This window comes from Tateyamaria sp. 7Alg 36 (genome assembly GCF_059882455.1).
On the sequence record NZ_CM187613.1, the window covers coordinates 1,161,002 to 1,187,519 of the forward strand.

Annotated in this window: 26 protein-coding genes and 1 tRNA gene; 12 read left to right on the forward strand and 15 right to left on the reverse strand. The window is 61.9% G+C overall.

Translation table 11 applies throughout. From position 1 onward, the window contains the following. The 5 genes from AC6GQJ_RS05570 to AC6GQJ_RS05590 all read left to right on the forward strand — a co-directional run bounded on the left by AC6GQJ_RS05570 (position 1) and on the right by AC6GQJ_RS05590 (position 7,251). Positions 1 to 831, forward strand: a complete 831-nt coding sequence (locus AC6GQJ_RS05570) for a carbohydrate ABC transporter permease (protein ID WP_500772590.1) — start codon at positions 1 to 3, stop codon at positions 829 to 831. A gap of 12 nt (positions 832 to 843) precedes the next feature. Beyond that, entirely contained in the window at positions 844 to 1,848 is a 1,005-nt protein-coding gene (locus AC6GQJ_RS05575; protein WP_500772592.1) for an ABC transporter ATP-binding protein, read from the forward strand. Next, on the forward strand, positions 1,845 to 2,618 hold the full coding sequence (locus AC6GQJ_RS05580) for an L-iditol 2-dehydrogenase (RefSeq protein WP_500772594.1): 774 nt from the start codon (positions 1,845 to 1,847) through the stop codon (positions 2,616 to 2,618). The genes AC6GQJ_RS05575 and AC6GQJ_RS05580 overlap by 4 nt, the downstream gene beginning before the upstream one ends. Then, positions 2,618 to 4,081 carry a mannitol dehydrogenase family protein gene (locus AC6GQJ_RS05585; RefSeq protein ID WP_500772596.1) on the forward strand — a complete coding sequence of 488 codons (1,464 nt, stop codon included), beginning with the start codon at positions 2,618 to 2,620 and terminating at the stop codon, positions 4,079 to 4,081. The genes AC6GQJ_RS05580 and AC6GQJ_RS05585 overlap by 1 nt, the downstream gene beginning before the upstream one ends. A 131-nt stretch (positions 4,082 to 4,212) precedes the next feature. Further along, on the forward strand, positions 4,213 to 7,251 hold the full coding sequence (locus AC6GQJ_RS05590) for a valine--tRNA ligase (RefSeq protein ID WP_500772598.1): 3,039 nt from the start codon (positions 4,213 to 4,215) through the stop codon (positions 7,249 to 7,251). Between the two features lie 144 nt (positions 7,252 to 7,395). Here the strand turns inward: AC6GQJ_RS05590 and AC6GQJ_RS05595 are convergent, their stop codons facing one another. Continuing rightward, positions 7,396 to 8,193 (reverse strand): crotonase/enoyl-CoA hydratase family protein, encoded by a 798-nt coding sequence (locus AC6GQJ_RS05595; protein ID WP_500772600.1) that lies wholly within the window; start codon positions 8,191 to 8,193, stop codon positions 7,396 to 7,398. A gap of 81 nt (positions 8,194 to 8,274) precedes the next feature. Continuing rightward, a complete protein-coding gene (locus AC6GQJ_RS05600; RefSeq protein WP_500772602.1) occupies positions 8,275 to 8,442 on the reverse strand; it encodes a Tat pathway signal protein in 168 nt (55 codons plus the stop codon). Positions 8,443 to 8,539: 97 nt separating this feature from the next. Between AC6GQJ_RS05600 and AC6GQJ_RS05605 the strand changes: the two genes are divergently transcribed. Continuing rightward, positions 8,540 to 9,643: a pyridoxal phosphate-dependent aminotransferase gene (locus AC6GQJ_RS05605; protein WP_500772604.1), complete on the forward strand. Its 1,104-nt coding sequence runs from the start codon at positions 8,540 to 8,542 to the stop codon at positions 9,641 to 9,643. Between the two features lie 58 nt (positions 9,644 to 9,701). Next, complete coding sequence (locus AC6GQJ_RS05610) at positions 9,702 to 9,920, forward strand: hypothetical protein (RefSeq protein WP_500772606.1); 219 nt, start codon at positions 9,702 to 9,704, stop codon at positions 9,918 to 9,920. A gap of 77 nt (positions 9,921 to 9,997) precedes the next feature. Here AC6GQJ_RS05610 and AC6GQJ_RS05615 read toward each other — a convergent pair whose 3' ends face one another. Next, positions 9,998 to 11,206 carry a pyridoxal-phosphate-dependent aminotransferase family protein gene (locus AC6GQJ_RS05615; RefSeq protein WP_500772608.1) on the reverse strand — a complete coding sequence of 403 codons (1,209 nt, stop codon included), beginning with the start codon at positions 11,204 to 11,206 and terminating at the stop codon, positions 9,998 to 10,000. Positions 11,207 to 11,361: 155 nt separating this feature from the next. Here AC6GQJ_RS05615 and AC6GQJ_RS05620 point away from each other — a divergent pair, with 155 nt between their 5' ends. Continuing rightward, positions 11,362 to 13,236 carry an ABC transporter ATP-binding protein gene (locus tag AC6GQJ_RS05620; RefSeq protein ID WP_500772610.1) on the forward strand — a complete coding sequence of 625 codons (1,875 nt, stop codon included), beginning with the start codon at positions 11,362 to 11,364 and terminating at the stop codon, positions 13,234 to 13,236. A gap of 22 nt (positions 13,237 to 13,258) precedes the next feature. On the opposite strand, the gene AC6GQJ_RS05625 is transcribed toward AC6GQJ_RS05620, so the two are convergent. Beyond that, a complete protein-coding gene (locus tag AC6GQJ_RS05625; RefSeq protein ID WP_500772612.1) occupies positions 13,259 to 13,927 on the reverse strand; it encodes a TIGR04283 family arsenosugar biosynthesis glycosyltransferase in 669 nt (222 codons plus the stop codon). A 67-nt stretch (positions 13,928 to 13,994) separates the two neighbouring features. Here AC6GQJ_RS05625 and ygfZ point away from each other — a divergent pair, with 67 nt between their 5' ends. Continuing rightward, on the forward strand, positions 13,995 to 14,753 hold the full coding sequence (gene ygfZ / locus AC6GQJ_RS05630; RefSeq protein ID WP_500772614.1) for a CAF17-like 4Fe-4S cluster assembly/insertion protein YgfZ: 759 nt from the start codon (positions 13,995 to 13,997) through the stop codon (positions 14,751 to 14,753). An 85-nt stretch (positions 14,754 to 14,838) separates the two neighbouring features. Here ygfZ and efp read toward each other — a convergent pair whose 3' ends face one another. Next, positions 14,839 to 15,402: an elongation factor P gene (gene efp / locus AC6GQJ_RS05635; RefSeq protein ID WP_500772616.1), complete on the reverse strand. Its 564-nt coding sequence runs from the start codon at positions 15,400 to 15,402 to the stop codon at positions 14,839 to 14,841. Between the two features lie 221 nt (positions 15,403 to 15,623). Here efp and AC6GQJ_RS05640 point away from each other — a divergent pair, with 221 nt between their 5' ends. Next, a complete protein-coding gene (locus AC6GQJ_RS05640; RefSeq protein WP_413821080.1) occupies positions 15,624 to 15,944 on the forward strand; it encodes a DUF6280 family protein in 321 nt (106 codons plus the stop codon). Between the two features lie 241 nt (positions 15,945 to 16,185). Here AC6GQJ_RS05640 and AC6GQJ_RS05645 read toward each other — a convergent pair. The 8 genes from AC6GQJ_RS05645 to hisF all read right to left on the reverse strand — a co-directional run bounded on the left by AC6GQJ_RS05645 (position 16,186) and on the right by hisF (position 24,003). Next, positions 16,186 to 16,260: transfer RNA gene (locus AC6GQJ_RS05645), tRNA-Gly, on the reverse strand. Positions 16,261 to 16,421: 161 nt separating this feature from the next. Continuing rightward, complete coding sequence (locus tag AC6GQJ_RS05650; protein ID WP_500772618.1) at positions 16,422 to 16,808, reverse strand: MAPEG family protein; 387 nt, start codon at positions 16,806 to 16,808, stop codon at positions 16,422 to 16,424. An 81-nt stretch (positions 16,809 to 16,889) separates the two neighbouring features. Beyond that, entirely contained in the window at positions 16,890 to 17,285 is a 396-nt protein-coding gene (locus AC6GQJ_RS05655; protein ID WP_500772620.1) for a VOC family protein, read from the reverse strand. Positions 17,286 to 17,307: 22 nt separating this feature from the next. Then, the gene (locus tag AC6GQJ_RS05660) at positions 17,308 to 18,456 is read right to left on the reverse strand and encodes an MFS transporter (RefSeq protein ID WP_500772622.1); all 1,149 of its coding nucleotides are present in this window, start codon (positions 18,454 to 18,456) and stop codon (positions 17,308 to 17,310) included. A 113-nt stretch (positions 18,457 to 18,569) separates the two neighbouring features. Then, positions 18,570 to 19,289, reverse strand: a complete 720-nt coding sequence (locus AC6GQJ_RS05665) for an SH3 domain-containing protein (RefSeq protein ID WP_500772624.1) — start codon at positions 19,287 to 19,289, stop codon at positions 18,570 to 18,572. A 65-nt stretch (positions 19,290 to 19,354) separates the two neighbouring features. Continuing rightward, entirely contained in the window at positions 19,355 to 22,801 is a 3,447-nt protein-coding gene (gene pyc / locus AC6GQJ_RS05670; protein ID WP_500772626.1) for a pyruvate carboxylase, read from the reverse strand. A 130-nt stretch (positions 22,802 to 22,931) separates the two neighbouring features. Then, on the reverse strand, positions 22,932 to 23,240 hold the full coding sequence (locus tag AC6GQJ_RS05675) for a phosphoribosyl-ATP diphosphatase (protein ID WP_500772628.1): 309 nt from the start codon (positions 23,238 to 23,240) through the stop codon (positions 22,932 to 22,934). A 1-nt stretch (position 23,241) separates the two neighbouring features. Next, positions 23,242 to 24,003 carry an imidazole glycerol phosphate synthase subunit HisF gene (hisF, locus tag AC6GQJ_RS05680; RefSeq protein WP_500772630.1) on the reverse strand — a complete coding sequence of 254 codons (762 nt, stop codon included), beginning with the start codon at positions 24,001 to 24,003 and terminating at the stop codon, positions 23,242 to 23,244. A 173-nt stretch (positions 24,004 to 24,176) separates the two neighbouring features. On the opposite strand from hisF, the gene AC6GQJ_RS05685 reads away from it, so the two are divergent. Then, a complete protein-coding gene (locus tag AC6GQJ_RS05685; protein WP_500772632.1) occupies positions 24,177 to 24,629 on the forward strand; it encodes a DUF302 domain-containing protein in 453 nt (150 codons plus the stop codon). A 4-nt stretch (positions 24,630 to 24,633) separates the two neighbouring features. Here AC6GQJ_RS05685 and hisA read toward each other — a convergent pair whose 3' ends face one another. After that, positions 24,634 to 25,353 (reverse strand): 1-(5-phosphoribosyl)-5-[(5-phosphoribosylamino)methylideneamino]imidazole-4-carboxamide isomerase, encoded by a 720-nt coding sequence (gene hisA / locus AC6GQJ_RS05690; RefSeq protein ID WP_500772634.1) that lies wholly within the window; start codon positions 25,351 to 25,353, stop codon positions 24,634 to 24,636. 134 nt (positions 25,354 to 25,487) lie between these two features. Between hisA and AC6GQJ_RS05695 the strand changes: the two genes are divergently transcribed. Beyond that, on the forward strand, positions 25,488 to 25,868 hold the full coding sequence (locus tag AC6GQJ_RS05695) for a DUF2147 domain-containing protein (protein ID WP_500772636.1): 381 nt from the start codon (positions 25,488 to 25,490) through the stop codon (positions 25,866 to 25,868). A 70-nt stretch (positions 25,869 to 25,938) separates the two neighbouring features. Here AC6GQJ_RS05695 and AC6GQJ_RS05700 read toward each other — a convergent pair whose 3' ends face one another. Further along, the gene (locus AC6GQJ_RS05700) at positions 25,939 to 26,412 is read right to left on the reverse strand and encodes a CoA-binding protein (RefSeq protein ID WP_500772638.1); all 474 of its coding nucleotides are present in this window, start codon (positions 26,410 to 26,412) and stop codon (positions 25,939 to 25,941) included. Positions 26,413 to 26,518: the final 106 nt, after the last annotated feature.

A 26,518-nucleotide genomic window follows, 5' to 3' on the forward strand; every position in this document is an offset into this window, starting at 1 on the left:
ATGGCACGTGCTGTTACGACAAATCGCAAAGCGATCAACACAACACTCGCATGGGCGATCGGTCTGCTGATCTTTTTCCCGATCCTCTGGACCATCCTGACCAGCTTCAAGACCGAAGCGCAGGCCATCGCGGACCCGCCCTTGTTCCTGTTCTTTGACTGGACCACTGAGAACTACGGCGTCGTGATGGAACGGTCGAACTACGGGCGGTTCCTGTGGAACTCGATCATCATCGCGGGGGGATCGACGATCCTTGGCATCATCATCGCGGTGCCTGCGGCGTGGTCAATGGCTTTTGTGCCGTCGCGCCGGACCAAAGACATCCTGCTGTGGATGCTGTCGACCAAGATGCTGCCTGCGGTGGGGGTTCTCTACCCGATCTACCTGCTGTTCATCAAACTGGGGCTGCTGGACAGCGTTGTCGGTCTGACCATCGTGCTGATGCTGATCAACCTGCCGATCATCGTGTGGATGCTTTATACCTATTTCCGCGAAATTCCGGGCGAGATTCTGGAAGCGGCGCGGATGGACGGTGCGGGCCTGAAGTCAGAGATCCTGTATGTCCTAACGCCCATGGCGGTACCTGGCATTGCATCGACCCTGCTGTTGAACTTCATCCTCGCATGGAACGAGGCGTTCTGGACCCTCAACCTTACAGCGGCCAAGGCGGCACCACTCACGGCCTTTATCGCCAGCTACTCCAGCCCAGAGGGCCTGTTCTACGCCAAGCTTAGCGCGGCATCGACAATGGCCATCGCTCCAATCCTGATCATGGGTTGGTTTTCACAGAAACAACTCGTGCGCGGCCTGACCTTTGGCGCGGTGAAATAAGGAACCTGACAGATGGGACAAATTACCCTCAACCAAGTCGAAAAAAGCTTTGGCGATGTGCAGGTCATCCCGCCATTGGATCTGGAAATCAACGAAGGCGAATTTGTAGTCTTTGTTGGCCCGTCGGGCTGCGGTAAATCCACGCTGCTGCGCCTGATTGCCGGTCTGGAAGACACCACATCGGGCCATATCAGCATCAACGGCAACGACGCCACGCACCTGCCCCCAGCCAAGCGTAGCCTTGCGATGGTGTTCCAGTCCTACGCCCTGTACCCGCATATGACCGTGCGCAAGAACATCGCCTTTCCGATGCGGATGGCAGGCATGGATCAGGCCACACAGGACGCCAAGATCGAAGCGGCGGCCAAGGCGCTGAACCTCACCGACTATCTGGACCGCAAGCCGGGACAGTTGTCCGGTGGCCAGCGTCAGCGTGTGGCCATTGGCCGTGCAATTGTGCGCGAACCTGCCGCCTTCCTGTTTGACGAACCACTGTCGAACCTTGATGCGGCGCTGCGCGTCGGTATGCGGCTTGAGATTATGGAACTGCACAAGAAACTCGCCACCACGATGATCTATGTGACCCACGATCAGGTCGAGGCGATGACCATGGCCGACAAGATTGTCGTGCTACAAGCCGGTGTGATCGAACAGGTGGGAAGCCCGCTCGAACTCTATCACACACCGCGCAACAAGTTCGTCGCCGGTTTCATCGGCTCGCCCAAGATGAACCTGATCGAAGGGCCAGAAGCGGCCAAGCATGACGCGACCACCATCGGCATCCGTCCCGAACATATGGATGTGTCCAAGACTGAAGGCACGTGGAAAGGCGTCGTCGGCGTGGCCGAGCACCTCGGGTCCGACACGTTCATCCACGTTCATGAAACCGGTCTGGCCGACATGATGACCGTGCGGATCACCGGCGATATCGAGGCCAAGCATGGCGACACCATCTACCTCACGCCCAATGCCGACATGATCCACCGCTTTGATGCGCAAGGGCTGCGCATCGCATGAAACGGCTGGACGGCAAATCCGCCCTGATCACAGGGGCCGCGCGCGGTATCGGGCGCGGCTTTGCTGAACGCTATGTGGCCGAAGGGGCGAAGGTGGCGATTGCGGATATCGACTTTGATGCCGCCACGCGCGCTGCGAACGACATCGACGATGCGGCCTATGCGATCGAACTGGACGTGACCAAACAGACCAGCATCGACGCCGCTATCGCCGCCGTGGTGGCGCGGGCGGGCAAGCTCGACATACTGGTCAACAACGCCGCCCTGTTTGACGCTGCCGAAACGGTGGGCATCACACAAGCCAGCTATGACAAGCTTTTCGCGGTCAACGTGTCGGGCACCCTGTTCACGATGCAGGCGGCAGCGGCGCAGATGATCGCCCAAGGCCACGGCGGCAAGATCATCAACATGGCGTCCCAAGCGGGCCGTCGCGGGGAACCGCTGGTGCTGGTCTATTGCGCGACCAAGGCGGCGGTCATTTCGATGACGCAATCGGCGGGGCTGGACCTGATCCGTCACGGCATCAACGTCAACGCCATCGCCCCCGGAGTGGTAGACGGCGCGCATTGGGATCACGTCGATTCCATGTTTGCCAAACTCGAAAACAAGGAACCGGGCCAGAAGAAAGCCGAAGTGGCCGCAGGCGTGCCTGCGGGCCGTTTTGCCCAGCCTGCCGACCTGACTGGTATGGCGGTCTTTCTGGCCTCGAACGAAGCGGATTACATCGTGTCGCAGACGTATAACGTCGATGGCGGCCAATGGATGAGTTGATGGAACTGTCACTGAATACCCTAAGCGCCCTGCCTGACGGCGTTGCCCGCCCCTCTTACGACCGTGCCGCCCTTAGCGCGGGCATCGTGCATATCGGATTGGGCAATTTCCACCGTGGCCATCAGGCGTGGTATCTGCACCGCCTGATGAACATGGGGCTGGCGCATGACTGGGCCATTCTGGGCGCGGGCGTGCGCGCCGGTGATGCGGCACAACGCGAACGGCTGCTGGCGCAGGACTGCCTGACAACGTTGATCGAACTCGACCCGTCGGGCAAATCCGCCGAAGTGACCGGATCCATGATCGGTTTTATTCCGGTGGCCGATGACAACGCACCGCTGATCGACCATATGTCGGAACCCGCGATCCGCATCGTCGCACTGACCGTGACCGAAGGCGGCTATTACGTCGCTGCCGATGGCAGCTTTGATGCGGCGCACCCCGACATTGTCCATGACGCCGCCCATCCCGACACGCCGCGCACCGCTTATGGCGCGATGGTCGCAGCCCTTGCCGCCCGCCGCGCGGCTGGTCTGGGCGCGTTCACCTGCCAAAGCTGTGACAACCTGCAAGGCAATGGTGACATCCTGCGCCAAACGGTGCTGGGACTGGCCGACCTGTCGGATCCCGATCTGGCCGCATGGATCGACGCCAACGCCACGTTCCCCAACTCCATGGTCGACTGCATCGTGCCCGCCACCGGCCCTGCGGAACTGGCGCTCGTCCGTACTTTCGGGATCGAGGATAACGCCCCCGTCACCCACGAGAATTTCCGCCAATGGGTGATCGAGGACAAATTCTGCGCAGGCCGCCCCGATTGGGACAAGGTTGGCGCGACCTTCACCGATGACGTGCACACGTTCGAGGCGATGAAGCTGCGCCTGCTGAACGCGGGCCACCAGATCATCGCGACCCCGGGCGAGTTGCTGTCCGTGGACACCATCGCAGGCACCATGGCGCACCCGCTGATCCGCGATCTGTTCCGCAAGATCGAACTGACCGAGATCGTGCCCCACGTCGCCCCCGTTCCGGGAATGGAGCCGACAGCCTATGTCGACCTGATCACCGACCGCTTTGCCAATCCCGAAATCCGCGACACCACGCGGCGGGTGGCCTTTGACGGCTCCTCGCGCCACGCGGGGTTCCTGCACCCCGTCCTGCGCGACGCGCTAGCGGCAGATTCGGCAATGGACGGCCTTGCCCTGATCGAGGCGCTGTGGGCGCGCATGTGCGCAGGCACCCGAGAAGACGGCAGCACCATCAACCCCAACGACCCCCATTGGGACCGGCTGCAAGGCAGCGCGCTGACCGCGAAATCGTCGCCGCAGGCATGGATCGACCAGACGCAGTTCTACGGCGACCTTGGCAAGAACGCGCGCTTTGCACAGCGCTTTGCCTACTGGCTGGACCTTGTCTGGCGCGACGGGACCGAGGCCGCGCTCAAGACCTATCTCGCGCTGTAACCTGACGGCGCGGAAATCCGGCGCGATCCGTCCCTTGCGGCGGGTCCGCCCCCCGTGGCGGGGCAAAAGCCCCTTCCCTTCACAGGACCGCGCCGCTATCTCACTGCGCAACAGATAAAGGGGCACGCGCCATGGCTTTCGAAAAATTCAACGCCGCCGAGGTAGAAGCACGCATCTATGCCGATTGGGAGGCCGCGGGCTGTTTCGCGGCGGGCGCGAACGCGCGCACCGATGCCGCCACCTATTGCGTGATGATCCCCCCGCCCAACGTCACCGGCGTGCTGCACATGGGCCATGCCTTTAACAACACACTTCAGGACATTCTGGTGCGCTGGCACCGGATGCGCGGCTTTGACACGCTGTGGCAACCGGGCACCGACCACGCGGGCATCGCCACGCAGATGGTTGTGGAACGCAAGCTGGCCGAAACCCAGCAACCTACCCGCGTCGAACTGGGACGCGAGAAGTTTCTTGAAAAGGTCTGGGACTGGAAGGCGGAATCCGGCGGCACCATCGTCAGCCAGCTCAAGCGTCTTGGCGCGTCCTGCGACTGGTCGCGCGAGGCGTTCACCATGTCCGGCGCCCCCGGTGCGCCCGAAGGTCAGGATGGCAACTTCCACGATGCCGTCATCAAGGTCTTTATTGAGATGTACAACAAGGGCCTGATCTATCGCGGCAAGCGGTTGGTCAACTGGGACCCGCATTTCGAAACCGCGATCTCGGACCTTGAAGTCGAGAATATCGAAGTCGCAGGCCACATGTGGCACTTCAAATACCCGCTCGCGGGCGGTCAGACATATACCTATGTGGAAAAGGACGAAGACGGTAACGTCACCCTGACCGAGGAACGCGACTATATCTCGATCGCGACCACGCGGCCCGAAACCATGTTGGGCGACGGCGCGGTTGCAGTTCATCCGTCGGATGAGCGTTACGCGCCAATCGTTGGAAAACTCTGCGAAATCCCCGTTGGCCCGAAAGAGCACCGCCGCCTGATCCCGATCATCACGGATGAATATCCCGACCCCGATTTCGGCTCGGGCGCGGTCAAGATCACTGGCGCGCATGACTTCAATGACTATCAGGTGGCCAAGCGCGGCAAGATCCCGATGTACAACCTGATGGATACCAAGGGCGCGATGCGCAGCGACGGCCAGCCCTATGCGACCGAGGCGGCGATTGCCCAGAAGATCGCCAATGGCGAACAGGAATTCACCGAGGCGATGATCGCCGCCATGAACCTTGTGCCGGACGAATATCGCGGTCTCGACCGTTTCGAGGCGCGCAAGAAAGTCGTGGCCGATGTCACCGCCGAAGGCCTCGCCGTGATGGTCGAGGTCGCGCCCACCGAAGAAGGCGAAGCGCCGCAACTGGTGCCTTTCGTCGAGAACAAGCCGATCATGCAGCCCTTTGGCGACCGCTCCAAAGTGGTGATTGAACCGCTTCTGACGGACCAGTGGTTTGTGGACACAGATAAGATCGTTGGCCCCGCCTTGGATGCGGTGCGCAATGGCGATGTGAAAATCCTGCCCGAGTCGGGCGAGAAAACCTATTTCCACTGGCTGGAAAACATCGAACCTTGGTGCATCTCGCGCCAGCTTTGGTGGGGGCACCAGATCCCCGTCTGGTACGGTCCCAGCGTGACCCATATCGAAAACGACGACGGCACCGCCTCGGACGAATGGGACACCAAGAACCCCGTGCATTTCTGCGCCGCCACCCACGAAGAAGCGCTGGAACTGGCCATCGCCTATTACCAGCCCAGCGGCGCGCGCGGCTTCCTCGTGGATGAAGAGGCCCAGACACCCGAAGAATCCATTAGCCTGAAATATCAGGAAGACGGCCAGCCCGTGCGCCTGTGGCGTGATCCCGATGTGCTCGACACGTGGTTCTCTTCCGGCCTCTGGCCTATCGGCACGCTCGGCTGGCCCGAGGATACGGATGCGCTGAAACGCTATTTCCCGACCTCGGACCTGATCACAGGGCAGGACATCCTGTTCTTCTGGGTGGCGCGGATGATGATGATGCAACTGGCCGTGGTGGACGATATTCCGTTCAACACCGTGTACCTGCACGGGCTGGTGCGCGACGCCAAGGGCAAGAAGATGTCGAAATCCACCGGCAACGTGGTGGACCCGCTGGACCTGATCGACGAATTCGGCGCGGACGCGCTGCGCTTTACCAATGCGGCGATGGCGAGCCTTGGTGGCGCGCTGAAACTCGACACACAGCGGATCGCGGGCTACCGCAACTTCGGCACCAAACTGTGGAACGCGGCCAGCTACGGCGATATGCGCGGCACCTTCGACGTGCCCCATTCCGACGCTGTGCCGGAAACGAAACACCCGCTGAACGCATGGATCAAGGGCGAAGTCGCCAAGACCCGCGAAACCGTGGACGCGGCGCTTGCCGAATACCGGTTCAACGATGCCGCCAGCGCGCTCTATGCGTTCACATGGAACACGTTCTGCGACTGGTATCTGGAATTCACCAAACCGATTTTCGATGACGGCACAGCGGACGAGATCGCGGAGACCAAGGCGACTTATGCTTGGGCGCTGGATCAATGCCTGATCCTGCTGCACCCGATCATGCCCTTCATCACCGAAGAACTCTGGGGCAAGAAAGAGCGCCCGAAAAAGCTGATCCACACCGACTGGCCCACCTATGGCAGCGACCTTGTGGACAGCGCGGCAGACCGCGAGTTGAACTGGGTGATCCGCCTAATCGAATCCATCCGCTCGGCCCGTGCGCAGATGCATGTGCCCGCCGGTGCCTATGTGCCGCTGGTGGTCAAAGGGTTCGAAGACGACGCCAAAGCCGCCTATGGGCGCAACGAAGCGCTCATCAAACGCTTTGCCCGCCTCGAAAACCTCAGCGAAGTCGACGACTTCCCCAAAGGCACAGTCGCCCTTGCGGTGACCGGCGGCACCTTCGGCCTGCCCTTGGCGGATGTGATCGATGTGGCCGAGGAAATCGCGCGTCTGGAAAAAACCCTCGGCAAACTCGCCAAGGAACTGGGCGGGCTGCGCGGGCGGCTCAAGAACCCCAAATTCGCACAAAGCGCGCCACCAGAAGTGGTCGAAGAAACCCGCGCCAACCTCGCCTTGCGCGAAGAGGAAGACGCCAAACTGAACGAGGCCCTCACCCGCCTCAAGGAACTCGGCTAACCCTTCTCTGTTCTGAAAAAATCCCGGGGGTGGCCGCAGGCCAGGGGGCAGAGCCCCCTTCCCTCATAAAAAAGCGCGTCAGCGCCCCCGACGATCACAAGGGGGCGCTGTCCGAAAATGCTCCACCCACCCCAAAACGCATGCCTATTTGAACACAGGATCGCGCTTCTGGAAGGTGGCGGCGACCACCTCCATCTGGTCCGGCTTGCCGATCAATCCGGCTTGAAGGCGGCTTTCTTCCAGCAATACATCGTCGGCGCTATGGCTCTCGGCATAGGCGATCAGCGCCTTCGCGGCCCGCAAGCCAGAGGGCGACTTTTTCGCCAGCACCGCGGCCAGCGCCATGGCCGCCGCCAGCGGGTCGTGGGCCAGTTCAGTGACTATCCCCCAGCCCTCGGCCTGCGCGGCCCCGACCGGCTCGGCCGTATAGGTCAGGCGGCGCAGCACATCCCCGCGCACAAGGCGCGGCAGCAAGACCATGCCCCCCATGTCCGGCACGATGCCCCATTTCATCTCCATCACCGCAAACTTGGCGTCCGGCGACGCAATGCGGATGTCAGCGCCGAGGGCCAGTTGAAGCCCCGCGCCGAAACACACGCCATGCACCGCCGCGATGACCGGCATCGGGCAACGGGTCCAGACCATCGCGACCTCTTGCCACTGGTTGGTGGTGCCCGCGCCATGGGTGCGCGGCATCAGCAGATCGTTGGGATCTTTGCCCACCATCGCGCCAAGGCTGGTGATGTCGATACCGGCGCAGAACCCCTTGCCCTCGCCCGAGATCACGCAGACCCGCGCATCGCTTGCCGCCACTTCATTGCCCGCAGCGATCACCGCGTCGATCATCGCCTGATCGACCGCGTTCATCTTGTCGGGCCGAGTCAGGCGGACATGGGCGATGTGATTTTCATAGGTCACGGACACGCGGGCGGGATCGGTCATGGCTCTCTCTTTCCTCTGTTTGCAGAAGTCAGAGCGTATTGTGCCGCCCGCGGCCAGCAAAACCTTGCGGCATTTCGGGGATCAGGGAACGACCCGTTCCACCGCGCGCATCATGCCGAGCCCCTTGTCGTAGACCAGCGTCAGGATGCGACGGCCCGAACTGCTGCGCACTGCCAGTGTCGGTACACTGCGCACAGTGACAGCTGCAGCCGCCGTTGCAAGGAACCCGCGACGCGTCATCTTGGCCATTTCCAACCCTCCAGTTGCGAACCGTTCTCAATATAGGGGACACGGGGGTCGCATGCAAATCCTTGCCGTTTGCCTGCGTGCGGAGTACGTCAGCGCCATGACAAATCTTCGCCTGACCCCGCTTGCCGCCTCGCTGCCCTCCACCGTGCCATTTGTCGGCCCCGAGACGCAGGAACGCAGCCGTGGCGCGCCGTTCGTGGCGCGGCTTGGCGCGAATGAAAGCGGCTTTGGCCCCAGCCCGCTGGCGATCAAGGCGATGGCCGAGGCGGATATCTGGAACTACGGCGATCCCGAAAGTTTCGATCTGCGTGCCGCCCTTGCTGCGCATCACGGCATCACGCCGCAGAACATCATCGTGGGCGAAGGCATCGATGGGCTCTTGGGCTATCTCGTGCGGCTGTTCGTAGGCGCAGGCGATGCGGTGGTCACGTCCGACGGGGCCTATCCCACGTTCAACTACCACGTGGCGGGCTTTGGCGGCACCTTGCACAAAGTGCCCTATAGCGGTGATCACGAAGACCCCCGCGCCCTGTTCAAAAGGGCCGCCGAGGTGGATGCCAAACTGGTCTATCTGGCCAATCCCGACAACCCGATGGGCACATGGCATGACGGCGCGCATCTGCTCGCCGTACTCGACGACCTGCCCAACGGCACGCTGCTGGTTCTGGACGAGGCCTATATCGACTGCGCGCCCCATGGCACCGCACCGGACATTCCGGCAGACGATCCCCGCGTGATCCGCATGCGCACATTTTCCAAGGCCTACGGCATGGCGGGTGCGCGGGTCGGATATGGCATCGGCGCGGCCCCGCTGATCGACGCGTTCAACAAGGTGCGCAACCATTTCGGTCTGAACCGCGCCGCACAGGCCGGTGCGCTGGCCGCTTTGGTTGATCAGGCCTATCTGGCGCAGGTATTGGGCAAGATCGGCGACGCCCGCGACCGCATCGCCGCCATCGCGCAGGAAAACGGTCTGGTCCCCCTGCCCTCGGCCACCAATTTCGTGACCATTGATTGCGGGCGGGATGGAGCTTTTGCCAAGGCAGTTCTGGGCGGGCTGATTGCGCAGGGCATTTTTGTGCGCATGCCCTTTGTTGCCCCCCAAGACCGCTGCATCCGTGTCAGTTGCGGTACGGGCAAAGAGCTTGATGCCTTCGCCGCCGCCCTTCCGGATGCGATCAAGGATGCGCAAGCCGGCTGACAGACGCAAATCGCGCGCTATACTTCACGGCAGTCTGTTCGTCTTTCGCGAGCCTGCCATGATCAACAAACCTGTGGGCCGTGCGCCCAACTATACCACCGCCTGCATCGCCATGTTCGGGGTCAACATCACGTGGGTGTTGGTCGTAATCTGGGCGATCTGGGGGCTGGTGGCGGCCGTTCTGCTGGGCCTAGGCGTCAACCACCTGATTGCACGCGGCAAGGTCTGGGCCGAAGCGCGGCGCGCGGCAGCGATCCGGCGTGGAAAGAATTGGTAAGGGCATCGGGGGCCAGCCCCCGTCCCTTCGGGACTCCCCCGAGATTTTTTTGGAACAGAGAAGAAGGGACGCAGCGCCTAGCCTGCGGCGATGGTACGGGCGGCAGCGTCAAGCGCCCCTGATCCGTGCGGGATGTCCAGTGCGGTCAAGCCCGTCTGGATGCCGCCGAGCATGCCCATCACCATCTGGCCGTTCACATGACCCATATGCCCCAACCGGAAGAAGCCGTGCCATGCAGGATCACCGGGATCGGCCATGCCGAGGCCAATGCCGAGCGTGAGGCCGAGATTGTGATCCACCCAGTCCCTGAGCGCCGTGCCATGAGGCGTGCCGATGCGCAGCGCTGTGACGGCAGTGCTGCGGTGGGCGGGGTCGGCGACGTTCAGCTCGAGCGGGCCCTCGCGGCCCCATTCGGTGCAGGCGGCCCAGATGGCGCGGGCCAGAAGGGCGTGACGTTTCCACACCGCTTCGATCCCTTCACCGTGCAGAATATCCAGCGCGGCACGCAGCCCGTAAAGGTGGTGCGTCGGCGCGGTCCCGTTCCAGTACATATAGAATTCCTGCGGATTGGCGCGCGGTGTCCAGTCCCAATAGCGGCTGACGCGGGGCATCTTGGCGCGCACTGCCGCGGCCTTGTCGTTAAAGAAGACAAAGCACATGCCGGGTGGCACCATCAGCCCCTTCTGACAGCCTGCGACCATCACATCGACACCCCATGCGTCCATCTCGAACACGTCACAGCCAAGCGAGGCGATACAGTCCGCCATCAGCAAGGCGGGGTGCCCTGCGGCATCGAGCGTGGCGCGCAGGGCGGCGATGTCGTTGCGAATCGACGAAGACGTATCGACATGCACGGCGAGCACGGCCTTGATCTTGTGGCCTTTGTCGGCGCGCAGGGTTTCCGCGATGCGGTCCATGTCCATGGGCGTGCGCTTGCCAAAGTCCAGCACCTCGACCTCGGCCCCGAGGCCGGTTGCCACATCGCCCCAGCCATGGCCAAAGCGGCCCGTTGCAGGGACCAGCACCGTGTCGCCCGGGGCGACGGTGTTGGCCAATGCGGCCTCCCACGCGGCGTGGCCGTTGCCGATATACATGGCCACATATCCGTCAGTGCGGGCCACTTTCTTGAGGTCGGGCACAAGGCTTGCCGCGATATCGACAATCTCGCCTGCATAGATATTGGGCGCGGGACGGTGCATGGCGTTCAGCACAGCGTCGGGCATCACCGAGGGACCGGGGATGGCAAGGTAGTCGCGGCCAAAACTGGCGATGGGGGGCTTGGGCATAACGCTCTCCGCTGCGGGGATTTCACCGCGACCCTAGCGGGCTGCGGCGCGGCGTCAATTGCCTACGACGCTTGCCGAAACCGCGCGCGCAGGCTACACCACCCATCTAGGTAAACCATCGGAGCGCGACCCCCACGGTCGCTTGATTGCCACGCGTGACCTCTTCCCCTTCTCCTGACACACCCAATGCCCCGTCCGGCCCTTTGCTGCGCTGGCTGTGGCACGCTTATCTGAAAAAGCACACCGTTATCATGGCGGTGGCCGTGTTCTTTATGCTGGTCGAAGGATCGATGCTGGGCGCGCTCAGCTATCTGATGCAGCCGATGTTCGACGATGTGTTTGTCGAGGGCAATGGCGGCATGCTGATCTGGGTCGGCCTGTTTGTGGTGCTGTTGTTTGTGGTGCGCGCGTCCTCCTCGGTGGTGCAAAAGCTGCTGCTGACGCGTGTCGCGCTCAAGACCAGTGCGGCGCTGCGCATGGATCTGCTGGACCGGATCATGTTGCAAGACGGGGCCTTTCATCAGGTGCACCCGCCCGGTTTCCTGATCCAGCGGGTGCAGAACGATGTGGGCGCGGTGGGCGATGTCTGGCGTGCGATCATCACTGGCGCGGGGCGTGACCTTTTGGGGCTGATTGTCCTGCTGGGCGTTGCGATCAGTGTCGATCCGGTCTGGGCGCTGATGGCTTGTATCGGCATTCCGGTGCTGGTTCTTCCTGCAGCGACTGCGCAGTCCTATGTACGTCGCCAAGCGCGCAAATCCCGCGATCTGGGCGCGAACCTGTCCACCCGTCTGGACGAGGTGTTCCACGGCATCGTGCAGGTCAAGCTGAACGCGCTGGAACGCTATCAGGCGGCGCAGTACCGCACCCTGACCAACCGTTTCGTCAAGACCGAGACCAAGACCGCCTTTGGCAGTGCCGCCATTCCGGCGATGATCGACATCATCTCGGGCGTCGGGTTCATGGCTGTGATCCTTTATGGCGGGTCCGAGATTATTTCCGGTGAAAAGACCATTGGCGAGTTCATGACTTTCTTTACCGCCATGGGATTTGCCTTTGACCCGATGCGACGGCTTGGGGCGATTTCCGGTCTATGGCAGGCCGCGGCGGCGTCGATCGAGCGGATCAAGGAATTGCTGGATGCGCCGATTGCGCTGTCCTCGCCCGCAAAGCCGCTGTCGCCGCCCACGGGCGTGCCTGAGATCGCGCTTGAAAATGTATCCCTGTCCTATGGCGACACGCGGGTGCTCAAGAACCTGTCGTTGATTGCCCGTCCGGGCGAGACGACGGCGCTGGTTGGTGCTTCGGGCGCGGGCAAGTCATCGATTTTCAACCTGCTCACACGGCTTGTGGACCCGCAGGAAGGGTCCGTGCGGATTGGCGGTGTACCGACAACGGACATGGACCTGGACGATCTGCGCAGCCTCTATTCCGTCGTGACCCAAGAGGCGCTGCTGTTTGACGAGACCCTGCGCGAGAACATCCTGCTGGGACGCACCGATGTGCCCGACGACCGCCTGAAGGCGGCCCTTGATGCGGCCCATGTCACCGACTTCCTCGACAAGCTGCCCAACGGGCTTGAGACCCATGTGGGGCCGCGCGGCTCTGCCCTGTCGGGCGGGCAACGCCAGCGCGTGGTCATCGCGCGCGCCTTGCTGCGTGACACGCCTGTGCTGCTGCTGGACGAGGCGACCTCGGCCCTTGATGCGCAATCCGAACAGGTGGTGCAGGACGCGCTGGACCGTCTGTCCTCGGGGCGTACAACGCTGGTCATCGCGCACCGTCTGTCCACCATTCGCGGCGCGGATCGGATCATCGTCATGGACCGCGGCGAGGTCATGGATATGGGCACTCACGAAGAACTGCTTGAGCGCGGTGGCATTTATGCCGATCTGTACCGCCTTCAGTTCAAGGACGGCAAAACCGTGATTGACCGCGACCGCTCGCGCTTCCTGCGCAAGGATGTGCAGGATGAAACCACGGCCAGCCTTGGTTTCCTTGCGCGGATCAGGGCGCGGTTGATGGGCTAGGACGCCCGAAAGCGGCGCCTGCCTAGCGGCGGTACTGGCGGGCCAGAACCTCAGGGTCCACACCTGCGAAATAGCGCGCCAGCGTCCACAGGTTGCGCGCACCGCGGCGCAGCCAGCCACCAGCACGGTATTTCGCGCCACTGGTCACCGCCACCGCATCCAGCGCCACAAGCTGCCCCTTGAGGGCGCGGGCCATGGCCACGTCCTCCATCAACGGAATGTCGGGATAGCCGCCTGCCCTGTCATAGGCCGTGCGCGTCAGTAGCAGCCCTTGATCGCCATAAGGCAGCCCGAACAGCCGCGCGCGCAGGTTGGCCCATGCCGCCACGAACCGCCCGCCCTTGTCGAATTTCAGACGGAAATACCCCGCCTTGCCACTGCGCAAGTGCCCGCCCACGGCTTGGGTCCATCCGGGTTGCAGCACCGTGTCCGCGTGCAGCACCAGAAACCACGCGCCCCGCGCCGCGGCGCAGCCTGCGCGTAACTGCCCGCCACGGCTGGGCAGTACGGTCAGGATGTTGGCCCCCCACGCATCGGCAATGGCGCGTGTCTCGTCCTGCGATCCGCCATCAGCGACCACCAGTTCGGTGATCAATCCGGCCTCCAGCCCCTCCATCAACGCAGAGAGGCAATCGGGCAGCACATGCTGCGCGTTCAGGGTCGGGATGATGACAGAGAGTGGTGCAGGCACGCGCGCCCCCTTTTTCCGGTGCAGCAGACTGTTATATGACCTGAGAAGATTGAAAAAGGAACGTCACATGTCGCAGCGTCATATTTTCCGACTGACAGGGGCCGACACACGCAGCTTCCTGCAGGGGTTGGTCACCAATAATGTCGACCGGATCGACGCGGGCGTTGTCTATGCCGCGCTGTTGACACCGCAGGGCAAGTATATGGCGGATTTCTTTCTGTCGGCTGCGGGGGATGATGTGTTGCTGGATGCGGATGCAGAACAGGCCGAAATGCTGCGCGCCCGCCTTGGCATGTACAAGCTACGGGCCGATGTAGCGATTGCCGATGCGGACTTGTTCGTGCATCGCGGGGTTGGCGACATACCGCCAGACGGCTTTGCGGACCCGCGCCACGACGCCATGGGTTGGCGCGCCTATCGGGACACGCCGCAGACGGACGACACCACCGACTGGACCGCGCTGCGCGTGGCCCACGTGATCCCCGAAACGGGGATCGAGCTGACCCCAGACACGTTCATCCTTGAGGCGGGCTTCGAGGCGCTGCATGGCGTGGATTTCAAGAAAGGCTGTTATGTCGGGCAGGAAGTGACTGCACGGATGAAGCACAAGACCACCCTGCGCAAAGGACTGGTGCAGGTGGCAGTCACGGGCGCTGCCGACACTGGCACGCCCATCACCGCCGACGGCAAGGCGGCTGGCACGCTGCTAAGCCGTGCGGGCGACCTCGCCATCGCCTATCTGCGCTTTGACCGCGCCACGGGGCCGATGCAGGCAGGCGATGCGACTGTCACGTGGGCCGGTGCCACCGCCCCCAGCGACGCCTGAACCCACACGCAAAAACGGCGCCGGACCGAAATCCGACGCCGCTTCAATTGCCCGAGGGAGGGCAAGTGTTTCTTCGCTGTGCCGCTTAGGCGCGCTCGGAATATTCCATGGTCTCGGTGTTCACAACAATTTCTTCGTCCTGACCGACGAAAGGTGGCACCATGACCTTGATCCCGTTGTCCAGAACCGCAGGCTTGAACGAGTTCGCAGCCGTCTGGCCTTTGACGACAGGCTCTGTCTCGACGATCTTGCACACGACTTTCTGTGGCAGGGTCGCGTTCAACGCCTCTGTGTCATTGAATTCGACAACGATGGTCATGCCGTCCTGGAGGAAGGGGCGGCGTTCGCCCAGGATTTCCGCTGGCAGTTCGATCTGTTCGTAGGTGTCGGTGTCCATGAACACCAGCATCCCGTCGTTTTCATACAGGAACTGCTGGTCTTTCTGCTCAAGACGCACCTTTTCCACCTTGTCGGCGCTGCGGAAGCGTTCGTTGAGTTTCGACCCGTTGCGCAGGTTGCGCATCTCGACCTGAGCAAAGGCACCGCCCTTGCCAGGCTTGACGTGGTCGACCTTGACCGCGGCCCAGAGGCCTCCGTTATGTTCCAGCACGTTTCCGGGCCGAATCTCGTTTCCGTTAATTTTGGGCATGTGGCAAAACCGTGGCAAAAGGTTGATGATAAGATGTCGCAGCCTATATCTGGCGTATGGGACGCATGCAAGACAACCAAATCGAGTGCTGCAACCGCAGAGAGCCATGCAGCAGACGCATACGTGCCATGCAAATCCGCTGTATCCGAATCGAACCGGATAGTTCATAAGCAGCCTCACGCCGAAAAAGACAAGAGCAATAAGAAAAGAAAGGACGACGAATGAAAGACTTCGTTGACGGCACAGCCTTCAATAACGAACAAGGCAATCGTGCGCGTAAATTGTTTGCAGCTGTCGTATTGGCTGCGCTTGATGATGCCATCGCTGATGACAAGAAATATGGCAATGGTCCTGAGCAAATCGCCCGCTGGGCACGGTCGCGTGATGGTCGCGAAGTGTTGAGCTGTGCGGGTATCGACCCGAACGAACGGGTTGTCCAAGGTTTGATGGACTTTGTTGGCAAAGGTGTGCGCACCTCGGTCGCGCTGAGCCGCGAAGAATCCGAGCGTCGTAATGCTGCGCAACAGGCAGAAGCCGCCTAATCTCTTTCTAAACTGCTGCTAAGGAAAACGCGCCCCTCTGCCGGGCGCGTTTTCTTTTGCCCGACCGTATTTTGGGTGCGTGACCATTTTTTAGGCAGGCAACGCGATATGCCGCGCGCAGGCCCGCCCGACGCCCCTGCCCTGCAACTCAGGCCAGATCACATACGTAGAGATACCCGTAAAAGCAGAAAGGCCGCCCACTGGGCGGCCTCTGTTTCCTGCTGGGTATGCAGGACCAAATTGGAGCGGGCGAGGCGATTCGAACGCCCGACCCTAACCTTGGCAAGGTTATGCTCTACCCCTGAGCTACGCCCGCTTCCTTTGGTGAGGCGTGGAATACTTTTACCTGCCGCGCGCTGCAAGAGCAAAATCGCCCCTTTCGCAAAAAAATTGAAACTTCTTTTTTCATGCCCGCGGCAGGGGCCGAATACAGGCGCAAACAAAGGGTTTTGCGCCGTCCGGCCAGCCATCAAACGCTCAGGACAGCGCCCCCACCAGCAGGATGAACCCCGACAGCACGAACATAGCCAGCGTGGCTACCATCCCCGCCACGCGCAGTTGGAGAATCTGCGGATAGCGCGAAAACCCGATAGCATGGGCGATCCGCCCCGACAGCAACAACAGACCCAGCACATGCACCCAGCCAAGGCCCGCCTGCTGTTCCACCAGCAACAGCAGCAACAGCCCGAACGGTGCATATTCGGCGCAGTTGGCATGGGCGCGCATGCGCTTGAGCAGTGCCGCATCCCCCTGATCGCCCAGACCGATCCGGTTGGCCCGCCGGTAGATGATCACCCGCGCACTAAGCGTCAGGAACAGGATGACCAGACAGACGGCATAAATCGACGTAACCTCGGTACTCATGGCGATATCCTTTGCGACATTTTGCAACTGGGACAACGCTAGCGAGGGTTGTATCGCAATGGCAACCCGATCCTCGACAAATCACCGCCGCTGGATCAGATCCCAGCGATTGCCGAACAGGTCGCGGAACACGGCGACTGTGCCGTAAGGCTCGAAGCGTGGGGTTTCCTCAAAGGTGACACCGGCGGCGGTGAGCTGCGCATGATCGCGTTCAAAGTCGTCGGTTTCCAAAAACAGCCAGACGCGCCCTGCCCCTTGATCCCCGATTGCGCGGGTCTGCGCGTCGCCTTCTGCGCGGGCCAGCACAAAGGACGGACCGCCGCCCTCGGGTCGCACCTCGACCCAGCGTTTGCGGCCCTGATCCACATCGGCAACCAGTTCGAACCCCATCTGCCCGCAGTAAAATGCGATGGCAGCGTCATAATCCGGCACGATGAGAGAGACAGAGGCAAGTTTCATGCCCCCAGTCTTGGTCATGCGCCGCACCATGTGCAAGCGCTTAGCGCACCTGCGCCCGCACCGCCCCCGCCAGTACGATAATCAAGGCCGCGAGCACTGCCAGAACAGCAAAGCCCGTGCGCAGCGTCGTGGCATGGGCAACAAAACCGATCAGCGGCGGCCCCAGCAGCAGCCCGCCATAGCCGAGCGTCGACACCGACGCGATGGCCGTGCCAGGCGGCAGGTGCGGATCGCGCGCCGCACGCGAGAACGCCAGCGGCATGATCACCGCATACCCCACCCCCATCAACGCAAAGCCGGTGAGCGTGATGCCATAGCTGGCCGAGGCCACAGCGCAGAGCGCGCCAAGTGTCGCAATGGCCCCTGCCCCGCGCGCGGTCGGCGTCGGCCCATAAAGCCGCGTCGCCTGATCGCCCAGCAAACGCGTGATGACCATGGCCACCGAAAACACCGAATACCCAAGGGCAGCCCGCGCCGGTGTCACCTGCGCCGTTTCGATCAGCAGAAGTGCGCTCCAGTCCACCATCGCACCCTCGCCCATCGAGGTGCAAAAGGCGATCAACCCCACGGCGACCAGCGGCCCACGTGGCAAGGGGAACAGCGACGTGCCCGACAGGCTCGCCCGGCGCGACGACTGCCAGCGGATGCGCGCAAGCGCCAGCGTCACCACCGCCACCGCAATGCCTGCACCGATGAAGTGCGGCGCGATACCGATGCCCCACTGTTCGGCGGCAAATCCGCTTGCCGCACCCAGCCCCGCGCCAAGGCTGAACATCGCATGAAAGGACGACATGACAGGGCGCGCGATATAGGCCTCGGCCTCGCCCGCCCAAGTGTTCATCGCCACGTCCATCGCGCCATGGGTCGCGCCGAACAGGGCCAACGCAACGGCAAGGGTCGCCACACCCGGTGCAAGCGCCGTCACCGCCAGCGCAGCAGTATAAGCCACCGCGACCGCCAAAGTGATGCGCGCCGCGCCCAGACGGTCCGCAAACCGCCCCGCCAGTGGAAAGGCCGCAATCGCCCCGCCCGCCAGCAACAGCAACAACCAGCCCAGATCCGCCGCATCAAGATCATGGCGCACAGCCATCGCCGGAATGCGGCTGGCCCAAATCCCGTAAAGCGCCCCGTTCAGGATGAACATGGCCGACACCGCAATCCATGCGGCACGTGCTGTGGGCTGGGTCATGGCGCGGTCCACTCAGATGTCAGTGCGGCAACACTCATCCAGTGGGGTATCCGTGGCAAGAGCCAAATGCCGCGCTCTGCCTGTACCGCGGCGAGGGCGTGGGCCGGTCAATCTTAGGGGAATTGGCGGCCCATTCTTTTGAAGTAGGCAGCAAGATGTGACCGTGTCACGTCACTTTCATAACATAGTGGCGCATATCCCCCGGGCTTGGACCAAGCACTGCGCTTTCCGCACGAGCGGCCAGCGCGATCACGGTTATAGGGGCACGGACAATTGCCGGGATAAACCGCCAAGCTTTGAGCGATAAGAGCGGACCGGGCGGCTGTAATCTCTTTGTTGGATGGCACAGCCACCGTCCTTACAGGCTTTGGCGCGCTTACAACGACTGCCTTGGGCTGACGCGCCGAAAGATAGTCGCTGGACATCCATCCAGTGATCGACCCGTTGGAAGCCGACCCGCCTACTCTGGTCCAGCCCGCCTGCCTCTCAAAAACAATGAGCTTCGTACCCCGATCAAACGCACCGATGCGATTGTTCGACACGCTTGGACCGGACCGAAGGTTCACGCGGCTACCCGTAACGAACACATATTCCCGCGCTGCGCCGTCAGGAATGTCCACGCCCGTCGTCAACGCCGCGGGTTGAACAAGGTCGTTCATCATCTCCAATTTGTCAGGGTCGTTCGCGAGCCGTGTAACGGATGTCGGTTTTTCAACCGTCATTGGAGCAGAAGTCGGTTGCGATCTAGTTGACGTCTTTACGTCGTCGATAAGGGCGTTGAGGGCAGATACCCCGAACAACCCTAACACTATGATCATTTTGAGCCGCCCCATTGGCCAACCTCCACGCGAAGGTTAACCAATGGTTAACAGTTCTGACAAGCGTTAACGCTTAATCGTCACTCGAACTCGACCAGCAAGTCCTTCGCATCGATCTGGCCACCTGCGGCGACGTGCACGGCTTTGACCACTGCGTCACGCTCGGCGTGGATGCCGGTTTCCATCTTCATCGCTTCTATGGTCAACAGCAGGTCGCCTTCGCTGACTTCCTGACCGACTTGCACGCCGACCGACGCCACGACACCCGGCATTGGTGCGCCGATGTGGTTGGCGTTGCCGACTTCGGCTTTGGGACGCTGGACGGTGCTGGATTTAACCATGCGGTTAGGCACGCGGATCACGCGGGGCTGGCCGTTCAGTTCAAAGAATACCTTCGCCTCACCGTCTTCGTTCGTCTCGCCCACTGCTTGCAGACGGATTTCCAGCGTCTTGCCAGGGTCGATCTCGGCGGCGATCTCCTCGCCGGGCTCCATACCGTAGAAGAACGTCTTGGTCGGCAGCACGCGAACAGGTCCGTAGGTGCGGTGGCGGCCCATGTAGTCAAGGAAGACCTTGGGATACATCAGATAGCCAGACAGATCCTCGTCATCGACATCGTGCCCTTCCAGCTGCGCGCTCAGATCGGCGCGCACGGCGTCGAAATCCACCGCAGGCACATCCGCGCCGGGACGAGTCAGGCTTGGCTTTTCGCCTTTCAGGATTTTCGACTGGATCGCTGTCGGGAAGCCGCCCGGAGGCTGGCCGAGGTTGCCGCGCATCATGTCGACCACGCTGTCGGGGAAGGCAACGTCCTTGGCGGGGTCTTCGACCTCGTCCCGTGTGAGGCCCTGCGACACCATCATCAGCGCCATGTCCCCGACCACTTTGGAAGACGGCGTGACCTTAACGATATCACCGAACATGTCGTTCACATCCGCATAGGTGCGCGCCACTTCGTGCCAGCGTTCTTCAAGGCCAAGGCTGCGGGCCTGCGCCTTGAGGTTGGTGAACTGGCCACCGGGCATTTCGTGCAGGTAGACCTCGGAACTGGGGGCCTGCATGCCGGATTCGAAGGCGGCATAGTGGCCGCGCACCGATTCCCAGTAGTCCGAAATATCGCGCACTGCGTCGATGCTCAGGCCGGTGTCACGGTCGCTGCCTTGCAGCGCCTCGACAACAGATCCCAGTGTGGCTTGGCTGGTGTTGCCCGACAGCGCGTCCATGGCGCAATCGACCGCGTCCACGCCCGCCTCGGCAGCCGCCAGAATGGTGGCACAGGCGATACCGGCGGTGTCGTGGGTGTGGAAGTGGATCGGCAGACCGACCTCTTGCTTGAGCGCCTTGACCAGCACCCGCGCGGCGGCGGGTTTCATCACGCCAGCCATGTCCTTGAGGCCAAGCACATGGGCGCCCGCGTCTTTTAACTGGTTGGCCATATCGACATAGTATTTCAGGTCGTATTTGGCGCGATCAGGGTTCAGGATGTCCCCTGTATAACAAATCGTGCCTTCGCAGATTTTGTCATTCTCGATCACCGCGTCCATCGCGACGCGCATGTTCTCCACCCAGTTGAGACTGTCGAACACGCGGAACACATCGACGCCCGTGTTGGCGGCAACACGTACAAATTCCTGCACCACGTTGTCGGGATAGTTGGTGTAGCCGACCCCGTTGGCACCGCGCAGCAACATCTGTGTCATCAGGTTGGGCATGCGTTCGCGCAGATCGCGCAGGCGCTGCCATGGGCATTCCTGCAAGAAACGGTAGGCCACATCGAACGTCGCCCCGCCCCAGCATTCGACCGAGAACAGTTGCGGCAGGTTGGCGGCATAGGCGGGTGCAACCTTGATCATGTCATGGCTGCGCATCCGCGTGGCCAGCAGCGACTGGTGCCCGTCGCGCATGGTGGTGTCGGTGATCAGCAGTTGTTGTTGCGCCTTCATCCAATCGGCCACGGCCTGCGGGCCCTTTTGTTCCAGCAGGTTACGCGTGCCCATTGTGTGGGCCGGATCGGCCTGCAGAACCGGCGGCTTGGGCTGTTTCAGATCGGCGCGCGGGCGCGGACGGTCCTTGACCTCGGGGTGCCCGTTCACGGTGATGTCCGCGATATAGGTCAGCACCTTGGTGCCACGGTCGCGACGCTTTTTGAACTGGAACAGGTCCGGCGTCTCGTCGATGAACTTGGTGTGGTAGGTGTTGTCGAGGAATGTGGGGTGTTTCAGCAAGTTCTCGACAAAGGCGATGTTGGTGGACACGCCGCGGATACGGAATTCACGCAGGGCGCGGTCCATACGGGCGATCGCCATTTCCGGTGTCGGTGCCTTGGCCGTCACTTTGGTCAGCAAGCTGTCGTAGTAGCGCGTGATCACCCCGCCCGCATAAGCCGTGCCGCCATCAAGGCGGATGCCCATGCCGGTCGCCTCGCGATAGGCAGTAATGCGGCCATAGTCGGGGATGAAGTTGTTTTGCGGATCTTCTGTGGTGATCCGTGTTTGCAGTGCGTGGCCAGTCAGCACAACATCGTCTTGCAACGGCTTGCCAGTGGCCTCGGCGATGGTCTTGCCTTCGGCAATCAGTATCTGGGCCTGTACGATGTCGATGCCGGTGACTTCCTCGGTCACGGTGTGTTCGACCTGCACGCGGGGGTTCACCTCGATGAAGTAGAACTTGCCGTCGTCCATATCCATCAGGAACTCGACGGTGCCCGCACATTCGTAATTCACGTGTTTACAGATTTTATAGCCAAGCTCGCAAATCTCGGCGCGCTGTTCTTCGGACAGGTAAGGCGCGGGGGCGCGCTCAACCACTTTCTGGTTGCGGCGCTGCACCGAACAGTCGCGTTCGAACAGGTGGTACATGCCGCCATGTTTGTCGCCCAGAATCTGCACTTCGACATGGCGCGCTTTGAGGATCATCTTTTCCAGATAACCCTCGCCGTTGCCAAAGGCCGCTTCGGCCTCGCGCCGCCCTTCAAGGACTTTCTCCTCGACCTCGGATTCGGACATGATGGGGCGCATACCGCGCCCGCCGCCGCCCCATGACGCCTTGAGCATCAACGGATAGCCGACCTCATTCGCCTCGGCCTTGATCGCCTTCATGTCGTCGCCGAGCACTTCGGTGGCCGGAATGACAGGCACGCCTGCCTCAATCGCGACGCGGCGCGCGCTGGCCTTGTCGCCGAGGGCGCGCATGGTTTCGGCGCGCGGGCCGATAAAGGTGATCCCGTTCTTTTCGCACGCATCTACAAAATCGGGGTTTTCCGACAGCAGACCGTAACCAGGGTGGATCGCATCCGCACCGCTTTCGCGGGCGACACGGATCATTTCGTCGATGGACAGATAGGCCGCAACCGGTCCCAGCCCTTCGCCAATGCGATATGCCTCATCCGCCTTAAAGCGGTGCAGGCCCAGCTTGTCCTCCTCGGCGAAAACGGCGACCGTTTTCTTGCCCATCTCGTTGGCGGCGCGCATGATGCGGATGGCGATTTCGCCACGGTTCGCGATAAGGATTTTCTGGAAATCAGGCATCTGGCGAGGGTTCCCTTCGGGGCAGTATTGTGCAGTTGCAGCAATTGTTAAGACGTTTGTCATGCGCAAACAACCAGTCTTTGACTAGTTTTCAGGCCATTCTGCGCCAAGCGCACAAGCAACAGGCAGTTCAGCCGCGCGCAGCTTTCTCGGCAATGCCGGAGGTGCCTTGGCGGCGGGCCAGTTCGGCCATCACATCGGCCAGATCGACGTCGCGTGCGGCCAGCATGACCAGCAGGTGATAGAGCACGTCCGCCGCCTCGCCCGTCAGGCCGTCGCGGTCGCCCTTGACCGCTTCGATGATGGCCTCGACCGCCTCTTCGCCAAACTTCTCGGCACATTTTTCCGGCCCTTTGGAAAGCAGTTTTGCCGTCCAGCTTGTGTCGGGATCCGCGCCCTTGCGGGCGGTGATGGTGGCGAAAAGATCGTCGAGTGTCATGTCAGGTCAGCCTCATCGGGATACCGGCGGCGGCCATATGCGCCTTGGCCTCGGCAATAGTGAAGTCGCCAAAGTGGAAGATCGATGCCGCGAGCACCGCAGAGGCCCCACCTTCGGTCACACCATCCACCAGATGGTCAAGGGTACCAACGCCGCCCGACGCAATCACGGGGATCGACACCGCGTCCGAAATGGCCCGCGTCAGCGGCAGGTTGAAGCCCGCGCGCGTGCCGTCACGATCCATGGAGGTCAACAGAATCTCGCCCGCGCCTTTTGCGGCGGCGGTGCGCGCAAACTCGACCGCGTCGATGCCCGTCGGCTTGCGCCCACCATGGGTGAAGATTTCCCAGCGTCCGGGTTCGACCGTCTTGGCGTCAATGGCACAAACGATGCACTGACTGCCGAACTGGTCCGCCGCGCGGGCCAGTACATCCGGATCAGCCACAGCGGCCGAGTTGAAGGACACCTTGTCCGCCCCTGCAAGCAGCAAGGCCCGCACATCCGCAACCGTGCGCACGCCCCCGCCCACGGTCAGCGGGATAAAGCACTGTTCCGCCGTGCGGCGCACAAGATCGAACATGGTGCCACGGTTTTCATGCGTGGCGTGAATGTCGAGAAAGCACAGCTCGTCCGCGCCAGCAGCATCATAGGCGCGCGCGGCCTCGACCGGATCGCCGGCGTCGATGAGATCGACAAAGTTCACACCTTTGACGACACGACCGTCGGCGACATCAAGGCAGGGAATGATACGGGTTTTCAACATGCTGTTCTGATAGAGCGGTTTGCGGGGTTAGGAAAGGGGCTCTGCCCCTCGGCCTGCGGCCTCACCCCGGGATTTTTGGGAACAGAGAAGGAGGGGCGGTGGTCACGCAGAGTTTTATGGTGCGGACGTGGGGGATCGTGTCTGATCGACGCGAAACTGGCGGGAGGGGTTCGATGCGGATTTTGATGGTATTCGGCGTGGTAATGGCGCTGGCGGGGGCTGCGGTTGCGGGGGACAACGGGATTGTGCGCAAGGCGGCTGTGGCGAATGTGGATGCAACGGCAGAGGCGCTGGTCACGGCGATAGAAGCGGCAGGATTGACAGTGTTTGCGCGTGTGGATCACGGCGCAGGCGCGGCATCTGTCGGGGAAGATGTGGGGGCGTCGCAACTGGTGATTTTTGGCAGTCCCAAAGTCGGTACGCCAGCGATCAAGGATGATCCGGTGGCGGGGCTGTTTTTGCCGCTGAAAGTACTGGTGTACGAGGATGCGACGGGGGCGACGATGATCGCCTATAAAGACCCCGACGCGATGCTGGCGCGCTTGGGCGGTGTGTCAGCCGACGCGCCCTACCTCAAAACCATGGCGGGCGCGTTGGCGAAGTTTACCGACGGGGCGGCGCAGTAGCGCCTTAGGATTTGAGGGCTTGCAAGGCGGCGGCGAGGTCAATCGCACCGTCATAAAGCGCGCGGCCCGAAATGGCCCCTGCGATCACGCCGGTATCTTTGAGTGCGTTAAGATCAGCCAGCGAGGACACGCCACCCGAAGCGATCACGGGAATGCTGACCGCTTTGGCCAAGGCCTTCGTCGCCTCCACATTGGGGCCACCCATGGCGCCATCGCGGTTGATGTCGGTGTAGATGATGGCGGCTACACCTGCGTCCTCGAAGGATTTCGCCAGATCGGTGCCGTCCACATCCGTCTCTGTCGCCCAACCCTTGGTTGCGACCTTGCCGCCGCGCGCGTCGATGCCCACAGCCACATGGCCGGGGAAGGCGCGGGCCGCTTCGCGCACCAGATCGGGGTTTTCCACAGCGACGGTGCCAAGGATCACCCGCTCCAACCCCTTGTCGAGCCACATCTCGATCGTCGCCATGTCGCGGATGCCGCCGCCCAATTGGGCAGGCACGGGGCAGGCTTTGAGGATCGCCTCAACCGGTGCGGCGTTGACAGGGGTGCCGGCGAACGCGCCGTTGAGGTCCACCAGATGCAACCATTCGCAGCCCGCGTCCACAAAAGCGCGCGCCTGTGCGGCGGGGTCGTCGTTGAATACCGTGGCGCGGTCCATGTCGCCGTGTACCAGGCGCACTGCCTGCCCGTCTTTGAGGTCAATGGCAGGGTATAGGATCATGGGTCGGTCGCCTTTTTCACTGTTCGCGCGCGGTTTGGCACCTTGCGGCTCTTTTTGCAACGCGACCTTGCGTCATTGTTGATTTGATCGCGGCCTATCGCGCACAGTCGTGCCACAGCGGAGGAGAGACAAACATGAAACACCTGATGATTGCAGCGGCCATGGCCGTTCTGGGCGGTGCGGCTTTTGCCGATCCGGTCGAGGGCACGTGGAAGACCGAAGTCGATGATGGCGCTTATGCCCATGTCGCCATGTCCACCTGTGGCGCGAAAATCTGCGGCAAGATCGCCAAGGCGTTCGACGCAAGCGGCCCGATCCAGACCAAGAATGTCGGCAAGCGGCTGGTCTGGGATATGGTTCCGGCAGGCGACGGCACCTATAGCTCTGGCAAGATCTGGCAGCCATCCACGGGCAAAGAGTTCAAGTCCAAGATGCAGTTGAACGGCAACGTTCTGAACGTGTCCGGCTGTGTCGGCCCATTCTGTAAGAAACAGACATGGACGCGCGTGAACTGATCTGCGCGCCCCAGCACAATGATGAAACCCGCGCTGAAAGGCGCGGGTTTTTTTGCATTCTATGGCGGGGTCAGAGCTTGGAAGAGATGATTCCGGTGTTGAACCCGCCCATGCGCAATTCGCCGAACAGGCGCTGGTATTCGATCTTGGGGCAGCGATCCTGAATCACCGTGATCCCGTGGTCGCGGGCCTTTTGCGCGGCGGCGGCGTGAGTGACTCCGATCTGCATCCAGATGGTTTGCAGCTTGGGCAGGACGGCCAGCGCCTCGTCCACGATCTCGGGAACCGCGTCCGAGCGGCGGAAGATGTCGACCATATCCACCGGCGTGGCAAGGTCCGACAGGCTGGCCACCACCGTGTTGCCGAACAGGGTCTGGCCCGCATAGACCGGATTGACTGGATAGATGGTGAACCCCTTGAGCATCAGATAGCGCGCCACGAAATAGCTGGGGCGCACCGGATTGGACGACACACCGACCACCGCCACCGACTTGGTGCGAGCCAGAACCTGTTTCAGATGCGGGTCACTATAGGTTTCTGTCACGGCGTTATCCTTGTTCTAAGGATAGGCTGACAAAAAAACGCCCCGATCGCAAAGCGAAAGGGGCGTAAAGGTATGGAACGAGGGACAGTGAATTTCCACAGGAGTT

Bases quoted from the DNA above. Each gene is read 5' to 3' on its own strand.
- AC6GQJ_RS05570 (WP_500772590.1), top strand. From the start codon at position 1: ATGGCACGTGCTGTTACGACAAATCGCAAAGCGATCAACACAACACTC.
- AC6GQJ_RS05575 (WP_500772592.1), top strand. From the start codon at position 844: ATGGGACAAATTACCCTCAACCAAGTCGAAAAAAGCTTTGGCGATGTG.
- AC6GQJ_RS05580 (WP_500772594.1), top strand. From the start codon at position 1,845: ATGAAACGGCTGGACGGCAAATCCGCCCTGATCACAGGGGCCGCGCGC.
- AC6GQJ_RS05585 (WP_500772596.1), top strand. From the start codon at position 2,618: ATGGAACTGTCACTGAATACCCTAAGCGCCCTGCCTGACGGCGTTGCC.
- AC6GQJ_RS05590 (WP_500772598.1), top strand. From the start codon at position 4,213: ATGGCTTTCGAAAAATTCAACGCCGCCGAGGTAGAAGCACGCATCTAT.
- AC6GQJ_RS05595 (WP_500772600.1), bottom strand. From the start codon at position 8,193: ATGACCGATCCCGCCCGCGTGTCCGTGACCTATGAAAATCACATCGCC.
- AC6GQJ_RS05600 (WP_500772602.1), bottom strand. From the start codon at position 8,442: ATGGCCAAGATGACGCGTCGCGGGTTCCTTGCAACGGCGGCTGCAGCT.
- AC6GQJ_RS05605 (WP_500772604.1), top strand. From the start codon at position 8,540: ATGACAAATCTTCGCCTGACCCCGCTTGCCGCCTCGCTGCCCTCCACC.
- AC6GQJ_RS05610 (WP_500772606.1), top strand. From the start codon at position 9,702: ATGATCAACAAACCTGTGGGCCGTGCGCCCAACTATACCACCGCCTGC.
- AC6GQJ_RS05615 (WP_500772608.1), bottom strand. From the start codon at position 11,206: ATGCCCAAGCCCCCCATCGCCAGTTTTGGCCGCGACTACCTTGCCATC.
- ygfZ (WP_500772614.1), top strand. From the start codon at position 13,995: ATGTCGCAGCGTCATATTTTCCGACTGACAGGGGCCGACACACGCAGC.
- efp (WP_500772616.1), bottom strand. From the start codon at position 15,402: ATGCCCAAAATTAACGGAAACGAGATTCGGCCCGGAAACGTGCTGGAA.
- AC6GQJ_RS05640 (WP_413821080.1), top strand. From the start codon at position 15,624: ATGAAAGACTTCGTTGACGGCACAGCCTTCAATAACGAACAAGGCAAT.
- AC6GQJ_RS05650 (WP_500772618.1), bottom strand. From the start codon at position 16,808: ATGAGTACCGAGGTTACGTCGATTTATGCCGTCTGTCTGGTCATCCTG.
- AC6GQJ_RS05655 (WP_500772620.1), bottom strand. From the start codon at position 17,285: ATGACCAAGACTGGGGGCATGAAACTTGCCTCTGTCTCTCTCATCGTG.
- AC6GQJ_RS05660 (WP_500772622.1), bottom strand. From the start codon at position 18,456: ATGACCCAGCCCACAGCACGTGCCGCATGGATTGCGGTGTCGGCCATG.
- AC6GQJ_RS05665 (WP_500772624.1), bottom strand. From the start codon at position 19,289: ATGGGGCGGCTCAAAATGATCATAGTGTTAGGGTTGTTCGGGGTATCT.
- pyc (WP_500772626.1), bottom strand. From the start codon at position 22,801: ATGCCTGATTTCCAGAAAATCCTTATCGCGAACCGTGGCGAAATCGCC.
- AC6GQJ_RS05675 (WP_500772628.1), bottom strand. From the start codon at position 23,240: ATGACACTCGACGATCTTTTCGCCACCATCACCGCCCGCAAGGGCGCG.
- hisF (WP_500772630.1), bottom strand. From the start codon at position 24,003: ATGTTGAAAACCCGTATCATTCCCTGCCTTGATGTCGCCGACGGTCGT.
- AC6GQJ_RS05685 (WP_500772632.1), top strand. From the start codon at position 24,177: ATGCGGATTTTGATGGTATTCGGCGTGGTAATGGCGCTGGCGGGGGCT.
- hisA (WP_500772634.1), bottom strand. From the start codon at position 25,353: ATGATCCTATACCCTGCCATTGACCTCAAAGACGGGCAGGCAGTGCGC.
- AC6GQJ_RS05695 (WP_500772636.1), top strand. From the start codon at position 25,488: ATGAAACACCTGATGATTGCAGCGGCCATGGCCGTTCTGGGCGGTGCG.